This window comes from Paenibacillus taichungensis (genome assembly GCF_047302525.1).
Lineage (GTDB): Bacteria > Bacillota > Bacilli > Paenibacillales > Paenibacillaceae > Paenibacillus > Paenibacillus taichungensis_B.
This window is the reverse complement of the sequence record NZ_CP168020.1, coordinates 6,822,642-6,838,874: the sequence shown is the minus strand read 5'-3', so window position 1 is coordinate 6,838,874 and position 16,233 is coordinate 6,822,642. Positions and strand designations below refer to the sequence as shown.

Annotated in this window: 15 protein-coding genes and 1 tRNA gene; 4 read left to right on the top strand and 12 right to left on the bottom strand. The window is 46.2% G+C overall.

Translation table 11 applies throughout. The features are described from left to right. Positions 1–15 precede the first annotated feature (15 nt). From gpmI to ACDJ58_RS30895, 5 genes are all read right to left on the bottom strand, one after another. Positions 16–1,560 (bottom strand): 2,3-bisphosphoglycerate-independent phosphoglycerate mutase, encoded by a 1,545-nt coding sequence (gpmI, locus tag ACDJ58_RS30915; protein WP_413374459.1) that lies wholly within the window; start codon positions 1,558–1,560, stop codon positions 16–18. Then, the gene (gene tpiA, locus ACDJ58_RS30910) at positions 1,560–2,312 is read right to left on the bottom strand and encodes a triose-phosphate isomerase (protein WP_063566490.1); all 753 of its coding nucleotides are present in this window, start codon (positions 2,310–2,312) and stop codon (positions 1,560–1,562) included. The genes gpmI and tpiA overlap by 1 nt, the downstream gene beginning before the upstream one ends. Positions 2,313–2,345: 33 nt before the next feature. Next, a complete protein-coding gene (locus tag ACDJ58_RS30905; protein ID WP_413374458.1) occupies positions 2,346–3,527 on the bottom strand; it encodes a phosphoglycerate kinase in 1,182 nt (393 codons plus the stop codon). 149 nt (positions 3,528–3,676) lie between these two features. Then, complete coding sequence (gene gap, locus ACDJ58_RS30900; protein WP_024629503.1) at positions 3,677–4,684, bottom strand: type I glyceraldehyde-3-phosphate dehydrogenase; 1,008 nt, start codon at positions 4,682–4,684, stop codon at positions 3,677–3,679. A gap of 107 nt (positions 4,685–4,791) precedes the next feature. Next, complete coding sequence (locus ACDJ58_RS30895; protein WP_413374457.1) at positions 4,792–5,817, bottom strand: sugar-binding transcriptional regulator; 1,026 nt, start codon at positions 5,815–5,817, stop codon at positions 4,792–4,794. Between the two features lie 483 nt (positions 5,818–6,300). On the opposite strand from ACDJ58_RS30895, the gene ACDJ58_RS30890 reads away from it, so the two are divergent. Continuing rightward, positions 6,301–6,375 (top strand) — tRNA-Arg (locus ACDJ58_RS30890). A 179-nt stretch (positions 6,376–6,554) separates the two neighbouring features. Beyond that, a complete protein-coding gene (clpP, locus tag ACDJ58_RS30885; RefSeq protein ID WP_064641202.1) occupies positions 6,555–7,151 on the top strand; it encodes an ATP-dependent Clp endopeptidase proteolytic subunit ClpP in 597 nt (198 codons plus the stop codon). 285 nt (positions 7,152–7,436) lie between these two features. Here the strand turns inward: clpP and ACDJ58_RS30880 are convergent, their stop codons facing one another. The 7 genes from ACDJ58_RS30880 to ACDJ58_RS30850 all read right to left on the bottom strand — a co-directional run bounded on the left by ACDJ58_RS30880 (position 7,437) and on the right by ACDJ58_RS30850 (position 14,178). After that, a complete protein-coding gene (locus ACDJ58_RS30880) occupies positions 7,437–8,534 on the bottom strand; it encodes a PdaC/SigV domain-containing protein (protein WP_413374456.1) in 1,098 nt (365 codons plus the stop codon). Positions 8,535–8,899: 365 nt separating this feature from the next. After that, positions 8,900–9,655 (bottom strand): SIMPL domain-containing protein, encoded by a 756-nt coding sequence (locus tag ACDJ58_RS30875; RefSeq protein WP_413374455.1) that lies wholly within the window; start codon positions 9,653–9,655, stop codon positions 8,900–8,902. 147 nt (positions 9,656–9,802) lie between these two features. Further along, positions 9,803–10,072, bottom strand: coding sequence for an HPr family phosphocarrier protein (locus ACDJ58_RS30870; protein ID WP_017691248.1), 270 nt, complete (start codon positions 10,070–10,072; stop codon positions 9,803–9,805). Between the two features lie 259 nt (positions 10,073–10,331). Further along, a complete protein-coding gene (whiA, locus tag ACDJ58_RS30865; RefSeq protein ID WP_413374454.1) occupies positions 10,332–11,270 on the bottom strand; it encodes a DNA-binding protein WhiA in 939 nt (312 codons plus the stop codon). A 6-nt stretch (positions 11,271–11,276) separates the two neighbouring features. Next, positions 11,277–12,263: a gluconeogenesis factor YvcK family protein gene (locus ACDJ58_RS30860; protein ID WP_063566496.1), complete on the bottom strand. Its 987-nt coding sequence runs from the start codon at positions 12,261–12,263 to the stop codon at positions 11,277–11,279. A 13-nt stretch (positions 12,264–12,276) separates the two neighbouring features. Continuing rightward, positions 12,277–13,176: an RNase adapter RapZ gene (gene rapZ, locus ACDJ58_RS30855; RefSeq protein WP_053782949.1), complete on the bottom strand. Its 900-nt coding sequence runs from the start codon at positions 13,174–13,176 to the stop codon at positions 12,277–12,279. A 51-nt stretch (positions 13,177–13,227) separates the two neighbouring features. Then, entirely contained in the window at positions 13,228–14,178 is a 951-nt protein-coding gene (locus ACDJ58_RS30850; protein WP_090811674.1) for an ROK family glucokinase, read from the bottom strand. Positions 14,179–14,540: 362 nt separating this feature from the next. On the opposite strand from ACDJ58_RS30850, the gene ACDJ58_RS30845 reads away from it, so the two are divergent. Both ACDJ58_RS30845 and ACDJ58_RS30840 read left to right on the top strand, forming a co-directional pair. Next, positions 14,541–15,494 carry an ABC transporter ATP-binding protein gene (locus ACDJ58_RS30845; RefSeq protein WP_413374453.1) on the top strand — a complete coding sequence of 318 codons (954 nt, stop codon included), beginning with the start codon at positions 14,541–14,543 and terminating at the stop codon, positions 15,492–15,494. Between the two features lies 1 nt (position 15,495). Beyond that, the gene (locus ACDJ58_RS30840; protein WP_413374452.1) at positions 15,496–16,233 is read left to right on the top strand and encodes an ABC transporter permease; all 738 of its coding nucleotides are present in this window, start codon (positions 15,496–15,498) and stop codon (positions 16,231–16,233) included.

Sequence of the window (16,233 nt, the reverse complement as noted above, 5' to 3'; positions counted from 1 at the left end):
CCTATTAAAATTATATTATTTACGGGTAGCAATGACGGATGTACCTGTCATTTCAGCCGGTTTAGGCAATTGCATCAAGTCAAGAATCGTTGGAGCGATATCCGCGAGGATTCCGCCTTCACGCAGGGTAACGTTAGCATCTGTAACGATGAGTGGAACCGGGTTCGTTGTGTGAGCCGTGAACGGACGTCCTTGCTCATCAAACACCATATCCGCGTTACCATGATCCGCAGTAATCAGCACAACGCCGCCTTTAGCGAGAACTGCATCCACAACACGGCCCATGCATTCGTCCGTTACTTCTACTGCCTTAATCGTAGGCTCCAGCATGCCGGAGTGTCCAACCATATCAGGGTTAGCGAAGTTCAGAATGATGGCGTCATGTTTGTCTGCTTCAATCTCGCGAACACATGCGTCAGCTACTTCATACGCGCTCATCTCCGGCTGCAAGTCGTACGTTGCAACTTTTGGTGAGTTGATCAGCACACGAGTTTCGCCCGGAAGCTCAACATCACGGCCGCCGCTGAAGAAGAAGGTTACGTGCGGGTATTTCTCGGTTTCTGCAATACGCAACTGTTTCTTGTTGTTCTGTACCAGAACTTCACCCAGCGTGTTGTCGAGGTTTTTAGGCGAGTAAGCCACATAACCTTCAACGGTCTCGCTGAACAAGGTCAGGCACACGAAGTGCAAGCCCACAGGTAACTTCGGACCGCGGTCGAAACCACGGAAATCCTGGTTCGTGAATACTTGCGACAATTGGATCGCACGGTCAGGACGGAAGTTGAGGAAAATGACGGAATCGCCGCTCTCCACCAAACCTACTGGCTGGCCATCTGCTTTAACGATAACCGTTGGTTCAACGAATTCGTCAAATACGGATTTTTCATACGATTCTTCAACTGCTTTGAGTGGATCAGTGTATTTTGGTCCATCACCATAAACGATGGCACGATATGATTTCTCAACACGTTCCCAACGTTTGTCACGGTCCATCGCATAGTAGCGACCTTGAACCGTTGCGATTTGTCCTACACCGACTTCTTCGATTTTGGCAATCAGCTTCTGCATGAACTCTTTACCGCTATCTGGCATAACATCACGGCCATCCATGAAGGCATGAATGTATACGTCATTCATTCCTTCTTTTTTGGCGAGATCCAGCATAGCGAACAAGTGGTCGATGTGACTATGTACGCCGCCATCGGACAACAAACCATACAAGTGAAGCTTTTTACCGCTTTGTTTCGCTTCGCGAACAGCTTTAACGAGTGTCTCATTGTCGTAAAATTCACCGTCACGAATCGATTTGGAGATACGAGTCAAATCCTGGTATACGATCCGGCCGGCACCAATGTTCAGGTGACCTACCTCGGAGTTCCCCATTTGCCCTTCGGGCAAACCTACAGCTTCACCGCAAGCAGTGAGAGTTGTGTGTGGGAATTGGCTCATAAAACGGTCATAGTTCGGTTTCTTGGCTTGCGCTACCGCGTTGCCTTCCACCGTGTTACGAAGACCAAAGCCGTCCATAATGATCAGTGCTACAGGTTTTGGAGCTGTCATTACTTCGCCCCCTCAACAAGCGCGATGAACGAAGCCGGCTGCAAGCTGGCACCGCCAACAAGCGCGCCGTCGATGTCGCTTTGTCCGAGGTATTCTGTTACGTTCTCAGGTTTAACACTGCCGCCGTATTGAATACGAACTGCATCTGCTACCTTTTGGTCGTACAGATCCTTCACCAGCGTACGAATGTAAGCAATAACTTCATTCGCATCTTGGGAAGTGGAGGATTTGCCTGTACCAATCGCCCAGATTGGCTCATAAGCGATAACCACTTGTGCTGCCTGATCTGCGGACAGACCTGCAAAAGCAGCTTCCGTTTGCACTTTGCACACGTCTTTCGTTTGATCAGCTTCGCGCTCTTCAAGCGTCTCACCAAGGCAAAAGATTGGAGTCAATCCGTGACGGAATGCTGCATGCAACTTTTTATTGACAGTCTCATCGGTTTCCGCAAAATATTGACGGCGCTCCGAATGACCAATAATGACGTAATCCACACCCAGGTCTTTCAGCATCACGCCGCTGATTTCACCTGTGAATGCACCGTTGTCTTCAAAATGAAGATTTTGTGCACCAATTTTGATGTTTGTGCCTTTAACAGCTTCTACCAGGGATGGCAGATTCGTAAACGGTGCGCAAATAACAGTCTCTACGCCTTCAACTTCCGCTTTTCCTTTAACTTCCTGAATGAAGTCATTGGATTCGGAAACCGTTTTGAACATTTTCCAGTTACCTGCGATAATCGGTGTTCTCATGGTTTTCAACTCCTTCATGCTTTAGCTTAAAGCTTACTTGTCGTTCAATGCAACTACGCCTGGAAGCACTTTGCCTTCCATGAACTCTAGTGATGCGCCGCCACCTGTGGAGATGTGGTTCATTTTATCAGCCAATTTAAACTTCTCAGCTGCTGCTGCGGAGTCACCACCACCAATTACGGTGTATGCTTCTGTCTCTGCGCAAGCTTCCGCTACTGCACGAGTACCATGGGAGAATGGTTCAATTTCGAATACGCCCATTGGCCCGTTCCATACAACGAGTTTGGAGTTCTTAATAACATCAGCGTAGATTTCACGTGTTTTAGGACCGATGTCGATGCCTTCCCAATCTGCAGGAATGCCGTCGATGTCAACAATTTTTGTGTTTGCATTTGCACTGAAATCATCAGATACAACGATATCTACCGGCAGGTAGAAGTTTTTGCCCAATTTTTTCGCTTTTTCAATGAAACCGAGAGCAACATCCAACTTGGAATCATCCAGCAGAGATTGTCCAATTTCATGTCCTTGTGCTTTGAAGAACGTGTAAGTCAGACCGCCACCGATGATTACGTTGTCTGCAATGTTCAGCAGGTTGTCGATTACATCAATTTTGTCCTTAACTTTGGAACCACCGATGATTGCTGTGAAAGGACGCTCAGGGTTGGAGATTGCTTTGCCCAACACTTCAAGTTCTTTCTCCATCAACAGACCGGATACTGCTGGCAATAGGTGAGCAATACCTTCTGTCGAAGCGTGTGCTCTGTGAGCTGCGCCGAATGCATCGTTAACGAATACGTCAGCCAGTTCCGCAAATTGTTTTGCGAGTTCCGGATCGTTTTTCTCTTCACCTGCGTGGAAGCGAACGTTCTCAAGCAACAATACGTCGCCGTTGTTCAGTTCAGCGATTTGAGCTTTTACTTTTTCGCCAACGGAATCATCCGCTTTAACGACTTTTTTACCGAGCAATTCAGACAAACGCTCAGCAGCTGGAGTCAAACGCATGGATTCAACCACTTCGCCTTTTGGACGACCCATGTGACTTGCCAAAATAACTTTAGCGCCTTTTTCGATCAAGTAGTTGATCGTAGGAAGTGTTGCACGAATACGTTTGTCATCTGTAATTTTACCATCTTCGAGCGGCACATTAAAATCTACACGGACAAACACCCGTTTTCCTGTCAATTCGATATCACGTACACTTTTTTTGTTCATCTGTATTTCCTCCGCACCCATGTATTTGTTGGACCAATCAAGAGCTGAAATCCCTTGTCAATCCTGGTGTTTTTGAGAAATTTGCAAAATGTTGATATATAAAGAGCGGAAACAATAGCATCTGTTTCCGCTCTATGTTATTGCAGATATTACTTAATCATTTTTGCAAAGTGCTCCAAAGTGCGAACCAGTTGAGCAGTGTAGGACATTTCATTGTCATACCAAGCTACAGTTTTAACCAATTGTTGGTCGCCAACAGTCAGAACTTTAGTTTGAGTTGCATCAAACAGGGAACCGAAAGTGATACCTTGGATATCGGAAGATACGATTTCGTCTTCAGTGTATCCGAAAGTTTGTGGATCGGAAGCTTCTTTCATAGCTGCGTTAACTTCTTCAGCAGTTACTTTTTTGTTCAAAACAGTTACGAGCTCAGTCAGGGAACCAGTAGCTACTGGCACACGTTGAGCTGCACCGTCGAGGATGCCTTGCAGTTCTGGAATAACCAGACCGATTGCTTTAGCAGCACCCGTTGTGTTAGGGATGATGTTTTCAGCTGCTGCGCGAGCACGACGGAAGTCACCTTTAGGGTGTGGAGCATCCAATGTGTTTTGGTCGCCAGTGTAAGCGTGAATTGTAGTCATCAAACCTTGAACGATTCCGAATTTGTCTTGCAGTGTTTTTGCCATAGGTGCCAGGCAGTTTGTTGTGCAAGATGCGCCGGAGATTACAGTTTCAGTACCGTCGAGGATTTCATGGTTTACGTTGTAAACGATGGTTTTCATGTCGCCAGTAGCTGGTGCGGAGATAACAACTTTCTTAGCTCCACCTTTCAAGTGTTTCTCAGCTGCTTCTTTAGTTGTGAAGAAACCAGTACATTCCAGAACGATATCTACGCCCAGGTCGCCCCAAGGAAGTTCTTCTGGGTTACGGTTAGCCAATACTTTAACTTCTTTGCCGTTCACTTTGAAGAAGCCATCGTGTACTTCAACATCGCCATCGAAGCGACCTTGAGTTGTATCATATTTGAGCAAATGAGCCAGCATTTTAGCATCAGTCAAGTCGTTGATTGCTACAACTTCAATGCCCTCTACATTTTGAATACGGCGGAATGCCAAACGACCAATACGTCCAAAACCGTTAATACCTACTTTAATCATGAGTAAGTTCCTCCCAAGTTTTGATTAATTTTTTTATGAAGCTTATATATTCAAGACAGACGGTGAGGTCCGTCAAGACAACAATAGTTGTGGTGCAAAATAAAACCTTATTCCATTTCGGCGACGATGACTTCAGCAGCAGCCTCATCAATAATCAGAATATCTTCCTGACCAAATCGTAGGACAGAATGTATGGCAGCAGCTTTGCTTTTGCCACCTGCAATCCCAATCACGACATCGGTTCGTTCAATATCCTGGAGTCGCATGCCCAGCGTAAGCATGGTATGTACCACCTCACCCTGATCATTAAAGTAATAACCGAAGGATTCAGATACGGCCCCTTGCTCCTGGAGTTCATCTATGATCTCTGTCGCAAGTTTACGGCGCCGTGCCATCTCTACGGCATCACCGATTCCGTGAATGACGATCCGCGATTTTCGGATCAGCTGCAGAATCTCCTGAACACTTGGGTCCTGGATTAGTGATTCGTAGGCGTGATCACTAAGCAAATCCGGTACATGCAGGAGTTTGTATTGGGCTCCTACCCGTTTTGCCATCGTGGATGCAATCGTATTGGCCTGAATTTCGAGGCTTTCTCCCAGCCCACCGCGTGCCGGTACAAACCAGACACCTTTCAGCACTGTTGGCGGAGTCAGTTGCTCTGCGACTTCAGCCGTTGTTGAACCGCCAGTAACGGCGACAACATCGTTATCACTCATAATATTACCCAGAGCCTTCGCTCCGGCTCTGCCCAGTTCCCGTTTGGCAAATGGAGAAATGTCCGAATCGCCAGGAACCACAACTACCTTTTGCAGACCGTAGGCTTGCTTGATGCGCTCTTCCAGTTCGGACAATCCAAACAGCTCTTTGGCGACGGGTTCCAACTGCTGCAGCAATTCATGCCCTGCCTCACTGATCTTCATGCCTGCACTGTCAATTTCAATAAGTCCCTGAGCCTTTAACAAATCAGTCTCAGCCCTCAGAACCCGCTCGGTCATCTGCATGGAATTAGCTAACGTTCTTCGTCCGATCACATCCGATAACATGATCTGGCGCAGAATCGTATACCTCTTCTTCAAGACATCCATGAGATCAGGCAGAAGCTGCTTTTGCACTTCTAAAATCGTTCGCATGCTTTCCACTCCCGCAAGCTTCTCGTTCCAAGCTTTCTTTCATGGCCCCAAAACGTCCCGGGATAACTTTTTAAGTCCCACGTCTATTCTACCTAAAACTGACGCGACATGCAAGTGTTTCGAAGCGTTAATTCGACACGTTTCAGGCGTTTGTACGCGCCTATTTTCACAATGTCAATTTACTATGATCGAGAACAACCTGTTCGATACCATATATAGAAGCAAAGTAAAATTCTCATCTACATATTGCTTGCTATTGTTTTTCATATGGCATGTCCAAAACCTCTTTTAGCATTTACCTATTTGCGCTCTTTATCCACTTATTTTCATCATGATCAATTTCAGGGTAATCCAAACCAAAACAGCGAACATCAGCTTGCAATTAAATTACTCATGAGCTATAATCATTATTGCTGTCACATATTTGAAACTCCTATTTCAAAACTGCTTTTATGCAACTATGTTTGCAGCAATAATCAATGTGCGCCCGTGGTCCAATGGATATGACGTAGGCCTCCGAAGCCTGAGATCCAAGTTCGATTCTTGGCGGGCGCGCCATTCTTAATTAGTAGCTCATAACACTCTTAACCAACGAAACCGAATAGGTTTCTTTTTTTTCAAACTTAGTTTGACTTTCTTTGACTTTTTGTTTGAAATTGTTTATGATGTGGGTAATACGGTAACAGTTTATATATAAACACCAATTTAACATTTACATTTCCGAGGAGGTTTTTCACGTGAGTTATATTCCAATGGTCGTTGAACAGAGCAACCGCGGTGAGCGCGCCTATGACATCTATTCCAGATTGCTGAAGGATCGTATCATCTTCCTTGGCAGTGATGTAAATGACGTTGTGGCGAATGCCATCATGGCACAGATGTTGTTCCTAGCTGCGGAAGATCCGGAGAAAGACATTCACTTATACATCAATAGCCCAGGCGGATCCATTACAGCCGGTATGGCGATTTTCGATACAATGCAATTCATCAAACCGGATGTATCTACCATCTGTGTAGGTATGGCGGCTTCGATGGGTGCATTCCTGTTGAACGCAGGTGCCAAAGGTAAACGTTTTGCATTGCCTAACAGCGAAATCATGATTCACCAACCACTTGGTGGTGCGCAAGGTCAAGCTTCGGACATCGAAATTCGTGCCCGCCGCATCCTGAAAATGCGTGATACTTTGAACCGCATCATCGCTGAGCGCTCAGGCCAACCGCTGGAGCGTATCGAGAAAGATACCGATCGTGACTACTTTATGAGTGCTGCTGAAGCTGCTGATTACGGTATCATCGATAAAGTTATCGAAAACGTAGGTTCCCAAGGCATCTAAGCCGAGGCGAATCGCCAATTAAACGGATATACCATATAGCCAACTCAAACGGCATCGCCCAGTTGAGTTGGCTATATGAAAAAAGGACGCTCTCGTCAATATGACGAGGGCGTCCTTTTTTTGAAGATAATTTAAAAGTGCATGATAAATATTTAATCGATTCCCTTTAACTCTCATAGCGTTACGCTAGCAATAAGCCCAACACTAATACTAATACTAAAGGTACATTTACGAACCGAGCATACGCTATTAGCCAACATTTTAACGAAATGAAATTCTAATACTTTACTTGTTTGTTGTTAAGCCACTGAACGGCTCTGTGCCTTTAGGAAGTAATTCTTTGTATGTGAACGGGAATTCTGGGAAACCCTCCGCATAAGCTGTGTACTCATACAACTGGAAGAATACAACTACACCTGTTGGTGTTACATAGAAATCCTGATCTTTATTCAGACCTTTATAGCCTTCAAGGTAACCACCACGAGCTTTAAGCTGATCTCCCACTTTTTTGCTCACTGTCTCACGCACGGTTTTGTTATTTTGAATTACATCATCCAGACTCAATTCCTTACCGGAGTCCAGAGCAAAGGTATGACCTGCACGGAACGTCATGCCATGTGCGCCTGCATAGTCCTGATAACTTTGCGTAATGAGCCCAAGCACACCATTTTCGTTGTATGTTACAACATAAGAACTCTCAAATGCATATGGACGGTTCGCTGCTGCGTCACCAAATTCCTTGGTTTGTTTTTTGAAATCTGCTACAAAAGCATCGACTTCATCTTTCAGCACCTTGTTGATAGCTGTTTCTGCTTTATCGTTAGCCAGTCCGCTCACCTGAGGATATTGAATATCGACTTCAGCGTTCTTGATGCTGACTTTCACTGTTGCCGCTTTGACTGTCACGCTATTCTGCTTCACTTTGCTCAGCGTCAGTGTCTTGGCTTTGCCATCCCAGTTGCCCTGAACACCCAAATAATCTCTCATTGCAGAAAACGGAATATACAATCGGCCATTGATCAGCTTCGCTTCCACTTGTGGATAGTAGTTATTAATTCTAACACTCGGTGCCCCATCAATCAGGCTGATGGTCATCGTATTATTAGCTGCGGATAAGGAGTATTCCTTAGCCTTAGCATCATATTTCAAACTTCCACCTGCAACATCTTTCACTGCGGTAAGCGATACCCAAGTGGAGCCACCTTGAAGGAGTCCTTTTTGAGTAAGAGTTTTGCCTCCCGATTTCAGAGTTACCTCAGTAGGTGTTGTCACTTTCGTGGATACTGAAGCTGCCTGTACAGAACTATCCTGCCATACAGCCCCGCTCCCCACAATAATTCCTGCCGCCAGTAGTGCACTAGTCCATTTTTTCCATGATGTCATATATAAAACTCCTCTCTCGAATTCAAATTTGAGTGTCATTGCGTATGTATCCTGATTTGATCGTATGCCTCATACGCTCACCTCTTTATTATAATTAACCCAATTCCGGAAAGGTTTACAGCTCCAGTTACAATGTTGTTCGATCCAGATGCCTATAATGAAGGTTTTGTTACGAACAAATGGACAAAAAAGATACCAAAAACCAGCAATTTATTTCGTCATATTTCATCTCTTCTTTTCAAACTTCATCAAAGTCCGCCTTCGTAACAAAAAAGACGTCATCCATCGGACAACGTCTTTGTCATTATTGCCTTTCGCCCGCTCAATTCTATCTTTAACGGACATCCGGCTATTATTTATTTCACTTATTTCATTTCATAAGTAATATTCAGCGTTGTGCTCACTTTAACCTGTCCTGTTTCAATTTCTGTGCTACCAGCAGAATCAGCTGACGATTTGGACATCAGAGCCTCACTTGCATAGAACACAGGTACATTGGCGTCACCTTGGCTCACAGAAAGAACAGCGCCCAGTTGGCGTTTAACCGCTTTGGCAATAGCTCCAGCTTTCACATCAGCATTGGCAACAGCTTTTTCAATCACTTGAGCTTCAAAGTTCTCCGGTTTTTCTACCGTAAAACGAACATTTTCAATATTGTTGGCACCAGCTTGGGATGCAGCATCCAGGAGTTCACCAATCTTGTCCATCTCCCGGTAAGTTACAGTCAATGTGTGATGAGCTGTGTACCCTTTGATCTTCTGTCCGTCTTTTTCACTATACGTGTAGTTAGGCTGTACGTAGAACTGGCTGGTTTGAATATCATCCGCACTGATTTTCCACGTACTTTTCAGCAGATTGCTTACCTTTTGAATTTTCGCTGCATTCGCTTTTTGAGCAGAGGCTGCGGTATCTGCCGTACTGTTCACTCCAATGGAAAGATAAGCGATGTCTGGCTTCACCTGAATCTCACCTGTACCCACAACGTTAATCACGTTTTGCTGTACCCCCTGTACCTCAGCGGCATACGCATAATTACTAGGTGCCACCCACGCAGTACCTCCAACAAGCAATGTACCTGCAACCATCACCGCGCCCAGCGGTTTCATCCACAATTTACCCATTACGTTAGCCTCCTTAAGTTTTAACATCTCAAACTCAAATCGATTTGATACCTAACAGACGGGCTTAATTCCATAATGTTGCACTTGACAGCCTTAAAACACAAAAAAGCCCCTTTCGGGACTTCTTCATTGGGTTCAAATCATATCTTATTGGTTCTCAAGCTCTTCCTTGCTTACCAGACTAACTAAAGCGTTTACAGCCTGTTCGGCGTCCGCGCCCTCTGCACTAATCTGGATTTCCGTACCAGTACTGATTGCAAGGCTCATGATCCCCATGATACTTTTTGCATTTACTTTTTTGTCGTCCTTCTCGACGAACACTTCAGATGAGTACTTATTCGCTTCTTGAACGAACAGTGCCGCAGGTCTGGCATGGAGACCCGTTTTCAAACGGACAACTACCGGGTGCTTTGTCATGGAAACTTACCCCCTATTATGAAATCTGGACATTAAATACACAATTATATTTATAACATTATACCATATAACCAGAGCAGGACACTAGAAGAAAAAACTCAGGGTGATTGGGATGTCATTATTATGACCCATTTTAGCCTTTTTACATCACCCCTCATTACACCTGAGCAGCTCTCCAAGATCCTTATGGGCTGACTTTATACTGACCTTTTGGCGAAAATCAAAAACAATCAGCTTTCCAGGCTACCCTACTCTTAATTTAACCGTAACGCTCGGTACGAACCTTCTCTGCCAGCTCATCAATCTTGCGGAGCCGGTGATTCACCCCGGACTTGCTGACTGTACCCTTAAGCAGTTCGCCTACTTCCTTCAAGTTGATATCCGGATGGGCGAGTCTGACTTCAGCCACTTCACGAAGCTTTTCGGGCAACGACTCCAGACCAACTTCCTTTTGCAACAGTCTGATGTTATCGATCTGTCTGACGGCTGCTCCAATCGTTTTGTTCAGATTCGCCGTCTCACAATTGACGATTCGGTTGACGGAATTACGCATATCCCGCATGATACGCACATCCTCGAACTTGAAAAGGGCCTGATGTGCACCAATGATACTGAGCAGTTCAATGATTTTCTCGCCTTCCTTAATGTATAGGATGAATCCTTTTTTGCGTTCTATACAACGGGCATTGAGATGAAATTCATTCGCCAGGTCCACCAGGGCCTGACAGTGCTCCTCATACATGGACGCAATCTCCAGGTGGTAGGATGAACCTTCGGGATTGTTGACTGAGCCTCCTGCCATAAATGCTCCTCGAAGATAAGCACGTTTACAGCAGTTATTATTGAACAGTTCTTCACTGATCCCGGGAGTAAACAGAAATCCTTCGGAAACAATGTACAGATCTTTTAAAATCTCCTGTACCATGGTTGGAATCCGAACAATATATACATTGTTCTTTTTCAGCCGCATTTTTTTGCGGACAAGCAATTCCGTATGCACTTGAAAATGCTTTTTAAGCAGAGAGTATGCCCGTCTTGCAATGGCGGCATTCTCCGTCGAAATATCCAAGATGACTTTTTTATTCGATAACTGCACCGCACCAAGCATACGGATGAGGGCTGAAAGTTCCGCCTTTTCGCAGCACGGTTCGCTTTCGATCATCGTTAGTTCTTTTTTGGTCTGTGCTGCAAACGACATGGGACTTCACCTCTTCCGTAACATCCAATTTTGTACAAGTTGATAGATGTGATGGCTCAGCTTGTCGGCATCATGACGCAGATAAGTCCGGAATAGGACCAACGTATCCGCAACCACTTGATAGCCGGCACTCTTCAGCACATTCATATCCAGCACAACTGGTTTAGCTCCTTTTTCCGCATACTTATTCTGCACCTGCAGCGGAATATCACCATTATTTACAATGACATAGTCGAAAATTTGTTGTCCTACATGTTCATGTACCGCCTTGAGGTGGTCACTCACCGTGTAATTATCCGTCTCTCCCGGCTGTGTCATCACATTACAAATAAACATTTTTACTGCGTCAGCTTCAACGACAGCTTCAGCCAGCTTAGGTACAAGCAGATTGGGCAGAATGCTCGTGTAGAGACTACCTGGCCCAATCAGGATGGCGTCTGCCTGACGAATAGCCTCAACAGCCTCTGGCAACGGCTCCACGTGATCCGGTTCAAGGAAAACGCGTTTGATCCGTAAGCCAGCTTCAGGGATCTTGGACTCGCCCGTAACAATCGATCCATCCTCCATCTCTGCATGCAGTATAACGGCCTGCCCGGCTGCGGGCAATACCTCACCCCGAACGGCAAACACGCGGCTAAGTTCCCGCACAGCGGTCACGAAGTCGCCCGATATATCCGTCATTGCAGCCAAAATCAAGTTACCCAGGCTGTGGCCTGCAAGCCCCGCGCCTGTATTGAAGCGATAATTCAGCATATCCGACAACAACGGTTCTACATCTGCCAGCGCCGTGAGTACGTTACGGATGTCGCCCGGAGGCGGCATTTGCAACTCATTACGCAGGATGCCCGAACTTCCTCCGTCATCCGCCACCGTCACGATGGCCGTGATGTCCAGCGGCTTTTCCTTCAAACCGCGCAGCATCACGGATAATCCGGTTCCGCCGCCCATGACTACAATTCTCGGACGTTCTCTTCGTGGTCCGGCTTCTTTCATCCCTTCACCCTCTTCAATGACGGTCCCGGTCGGCGTCGCGATGGCTCACGGTGACAGCCTCAGTTTCGCTGCTTCCCAACATTTTGCCCAAATATTCCGATATTGCTACCGAACGATGCTTGCCTCCGGTACAGCCGATTCCAATAATAACCTGGCTTTTGCCTTCCTTCCGGTATTGCGGAATCAGAAAATGCAGCATATCCAGCAGCTTGGTCAGAAACGCCTGCGTCTCCGGCCATTTCATAACATATTCATATACATCACTATTCTGTCCCGTATTCGGACGTAAATGTTCAATATAATGCGGATTTGGCAAGAAACGAACATCAAACACCAGATCCGCATCGATCGGAATACCGTATTTGAACCCAAACGACGTAATATTTACCGACAGCATATGGCTTTCCAGATGAGAAAAGCGGGATATGATGCGCTCTTTCAGTTGAGCAGGCTTCATCGTACTGGTATTCAGTACCTGAGTGGCGGAATTTTTGAGTTCCTCCAGCATCTTACGTTCCAGCCGGATGCCATCCAGCGGCATGCCCTCAGGAGCCAGTGGATGTCTGCGCCTGCTCTCCTTATAGCGCTGGACTAATACAGAGTCTGTCGCGTCCAGGAATAATATTTCACAATGAATGGTAAAATGATCTTTAATATAGTTCAGTGACTCGGACAAAGCCGTAAAGAACTCACGACCGCGAAGGTCGATAACCAGTGCGACCTTGCCAATTTTGCCGTTCGATTGCTCAATCAACTCCGCAAATTTTGGAATCAATACCGGTGGAAGATTATCCACACAGAAGAAACCAAGATCCTCCAGGCTTTGTACTGCAATCGTCTTGCCTGCTCCGGACATGCCCGTAATGATAATGAGCGTGGCGCCTGTGCCCGGTGAAACTTCACCTTCAAGCATAAATGTCCCCTCCTTATCATATTGCTGTCGGATTATACTGTTACGAGGTTACTAGGAACGCAAGAGAAGACCAGCCGCGCCAACAATCCCTGCATTATTGCCAAGCGTTGCTTCAAGAATATTAACCCCTTCTTGCAGCGGTTCAGGTGTCAGTTTCGCAAATACAGTGCGTACTTCATCAAACAAAATATTACCCGCTTTGGATACACCGCCACCGATAATGAACATCTCAGGATTAATCACAGCCGCTACAGCCGCCATTGATTTGCCCAGATAGAACGCTGCACGATTGACGATACGAAGAGCAACTTCATCGCCCGCTTTAGCTGCATCAAATACTTCTTTAGCTGCAATCTTGTCCACGAGTGCCAGTGATGTATGATCTCCACGCTCTACAGCGTCTTTGGCCATACGAATAATTCCGGTTGCTGAAGATACAGTTTCCACGCAGCCCATTTTGCCGCATCCGCACTGAATGGCTTCCAGATCAGGAACAACACTGACATGACCAAGCTCACCAGCCATACCGGAGAATCCTTGATAGATCTTGCCGTTCAAGATCAGTCCGCCACCAACGCCTGTACCAAGCGTATAGCATACACAGTTGTCCACGCCCTTGCCAGCACCTGCCCAAGCTTCACCCAGTGCAGCCACGTTTGCATCGTTATCTATTTTGACTGGCTTGCCCAGACGTTCTTCCAATATCGAACGAATGGCTACATTCCGAAATCCAATGTTAGGGGCAAGAACGATAATTCCCTCGCGTACATTGGTGAACCCAGCCACTCCTGCTCCCACACCTTCAAGCTGTTCCCAGCTGTAAGGCGATTCAGCAACGATATGACGGACATACTTCTCGATGTTGGCAATGACCGTGTCAACGCCCTTATCCACTTCAGTCGGTCCTTCATACGTATGCATAAGCTGACCGTGTTCATCACATATACCGACCTTGATTGCTGTTCCGCCGAGATCGACCCCAACGTAGATTTTCTCAGACATGCTACAAGCCACCTTTATCTATCTATAATAGTTTAATCCTACGTACCAACTATAATTGAAGGATACGCCTGGGTCAAGACGATAAGACCTTTGCTGTGATTAGCTTCCCCGCTATTGTGAACAACATCACAGGCTATTTTTGAATACGTATACAACCTCATTTGTCTCTATCAAAAACGCAGGCTTCATTCCTTCCTCCATAGAGGAGGAAGCCTCAACTCATGATATTGCATATCCACTCGTTCCATGCGTAAAAGATGACAATTGTCACCTGAATTTCATGACAATCCTTACTAATCACGTCTCAGGCTGTTCGGTAAGATGGAAATATCTTATAGAACAGAACAAGGACGTGATTCAAGATGAGCTCACCCATTATAAAGCTTGAACAGGTAAGCAAAAGGTACGGCAACAAAGAAGTTGTCAACCATATCTCCTTAGAGATCAACCGCGGTTCGGTTGTTGCGATCCTCGGCCCTAATGGCGCAGGCAAAACAACAACCATGAAAATGGTGCTCGGCCTGTCCACTGCTACATCAGGACTTGTGACTGTGCTTGGCCAGAAACCGAATCACAAACAGGTTCGACAAAAGATTGGTGTCATGCTGCAGGATGTGAGTGTAATGGATGGACTTACCGTTCGAGAGATTATACGCATGGTACGCAGCTATTATCCCGCACCGCTTCATGCAGACCATATCGAAGAACTGACGGGACTCCCTCCAGCCGACTTGAACAAAAGAGCAGAGAAGCTGTCCGGCGGACAAAAGCGCAGCCTGAATTTTGCCCTCGCCATGGCAGGTAATCCCGAAATTCTATTCCTTGATGAACCTACAGTCGGACTGGATTCGGAAACAAGAAGACATTTCTGGGAACGAGTCCGCCAGCTGGCACAGGCGGGTAAAACTGTAATCTTCACAACGCACTACCTCCATGAAGCAGATGAAGTAGCGGATCGAATCATTCTCTTTAACCGAGGTACCATTATTGCAGACGGAACACCCGGGAATATCAAGGCCGGAATCACCATACGAACGATTTCCTTTTCAACTACGCATAGCATGTTCACCAATGATGATGTGTCCAACACGGAGATGGCATCCGAAGCTGATGTCCGTGCACAAATCGAAGAGTTGCCTGATGTGGACGGGATCGAATATCACAAAGATCGTTGCATTCTTCACACCAAAAATACGGATGTACTGCTCCGTCATCTCATTGAACGCCGGATTCCCGTTAGTGACATTCGAATTGAAACCGGACAACTGGACGACGCCTATGCAAACCTGATGGAAACCGTGAAGGAGGAAATTTGATATGTTGATGCTTCTCGCCCAATCTCGTGTTGAAATGCTCCGCATGTCCCGCAATGTCTACTTTATTTTCTGGTCCTTGATGATGCCCGTCGCCTTCTATTTTCTTTATACACGCATATTCACTACAGGAACAACAGATTCAGAACAGTGGAATGCACACTACTTGATGTCTATGACCTGCTTCAGCATCATGGGATCCTCTATCATGACACTCGGTATCCGACTTGTCCAAGAAAGAGCACAGGGTTGGGTCGCCTACCTGCAAGTGACTCCATTGCCAAACTCGATTTATTTTGGAGGCAAAATGGTGGGGCAAACGATAATGCACCTGTTTTCCATCATCGTCATCTTTACAGCTGGATTTCTGATTAATGGTGTATCACTTCCTCCTGCTCAATGGATCGGCTCTGCCCTTTGGATTCTGGCTGGATCTCTCCCTTTTCTTGCACTCGGTACCTGTATAGGAACATTGCGGCGGGTGGACACGGCCAGTGGGTTGAGCAACGCCCTCTATCTATCTCTAGCCTTGCTGGGCGGAATGTGGATGCCTCTTGACATCATGCCGAGCTGGCTCGGACAGATCGGAAACTGGCTGCCCTCCCATAGCTTTGGAAATGGAGCGTGGATTATTATAGCCGGGGGCGTGCCTGCTCTGCGCGATATCCTAATTTTGGCATCATATCTGGTGTGTTTTATGTTATTATCCACATATATCCGCAATAAACAAAGGGAGGCGTAA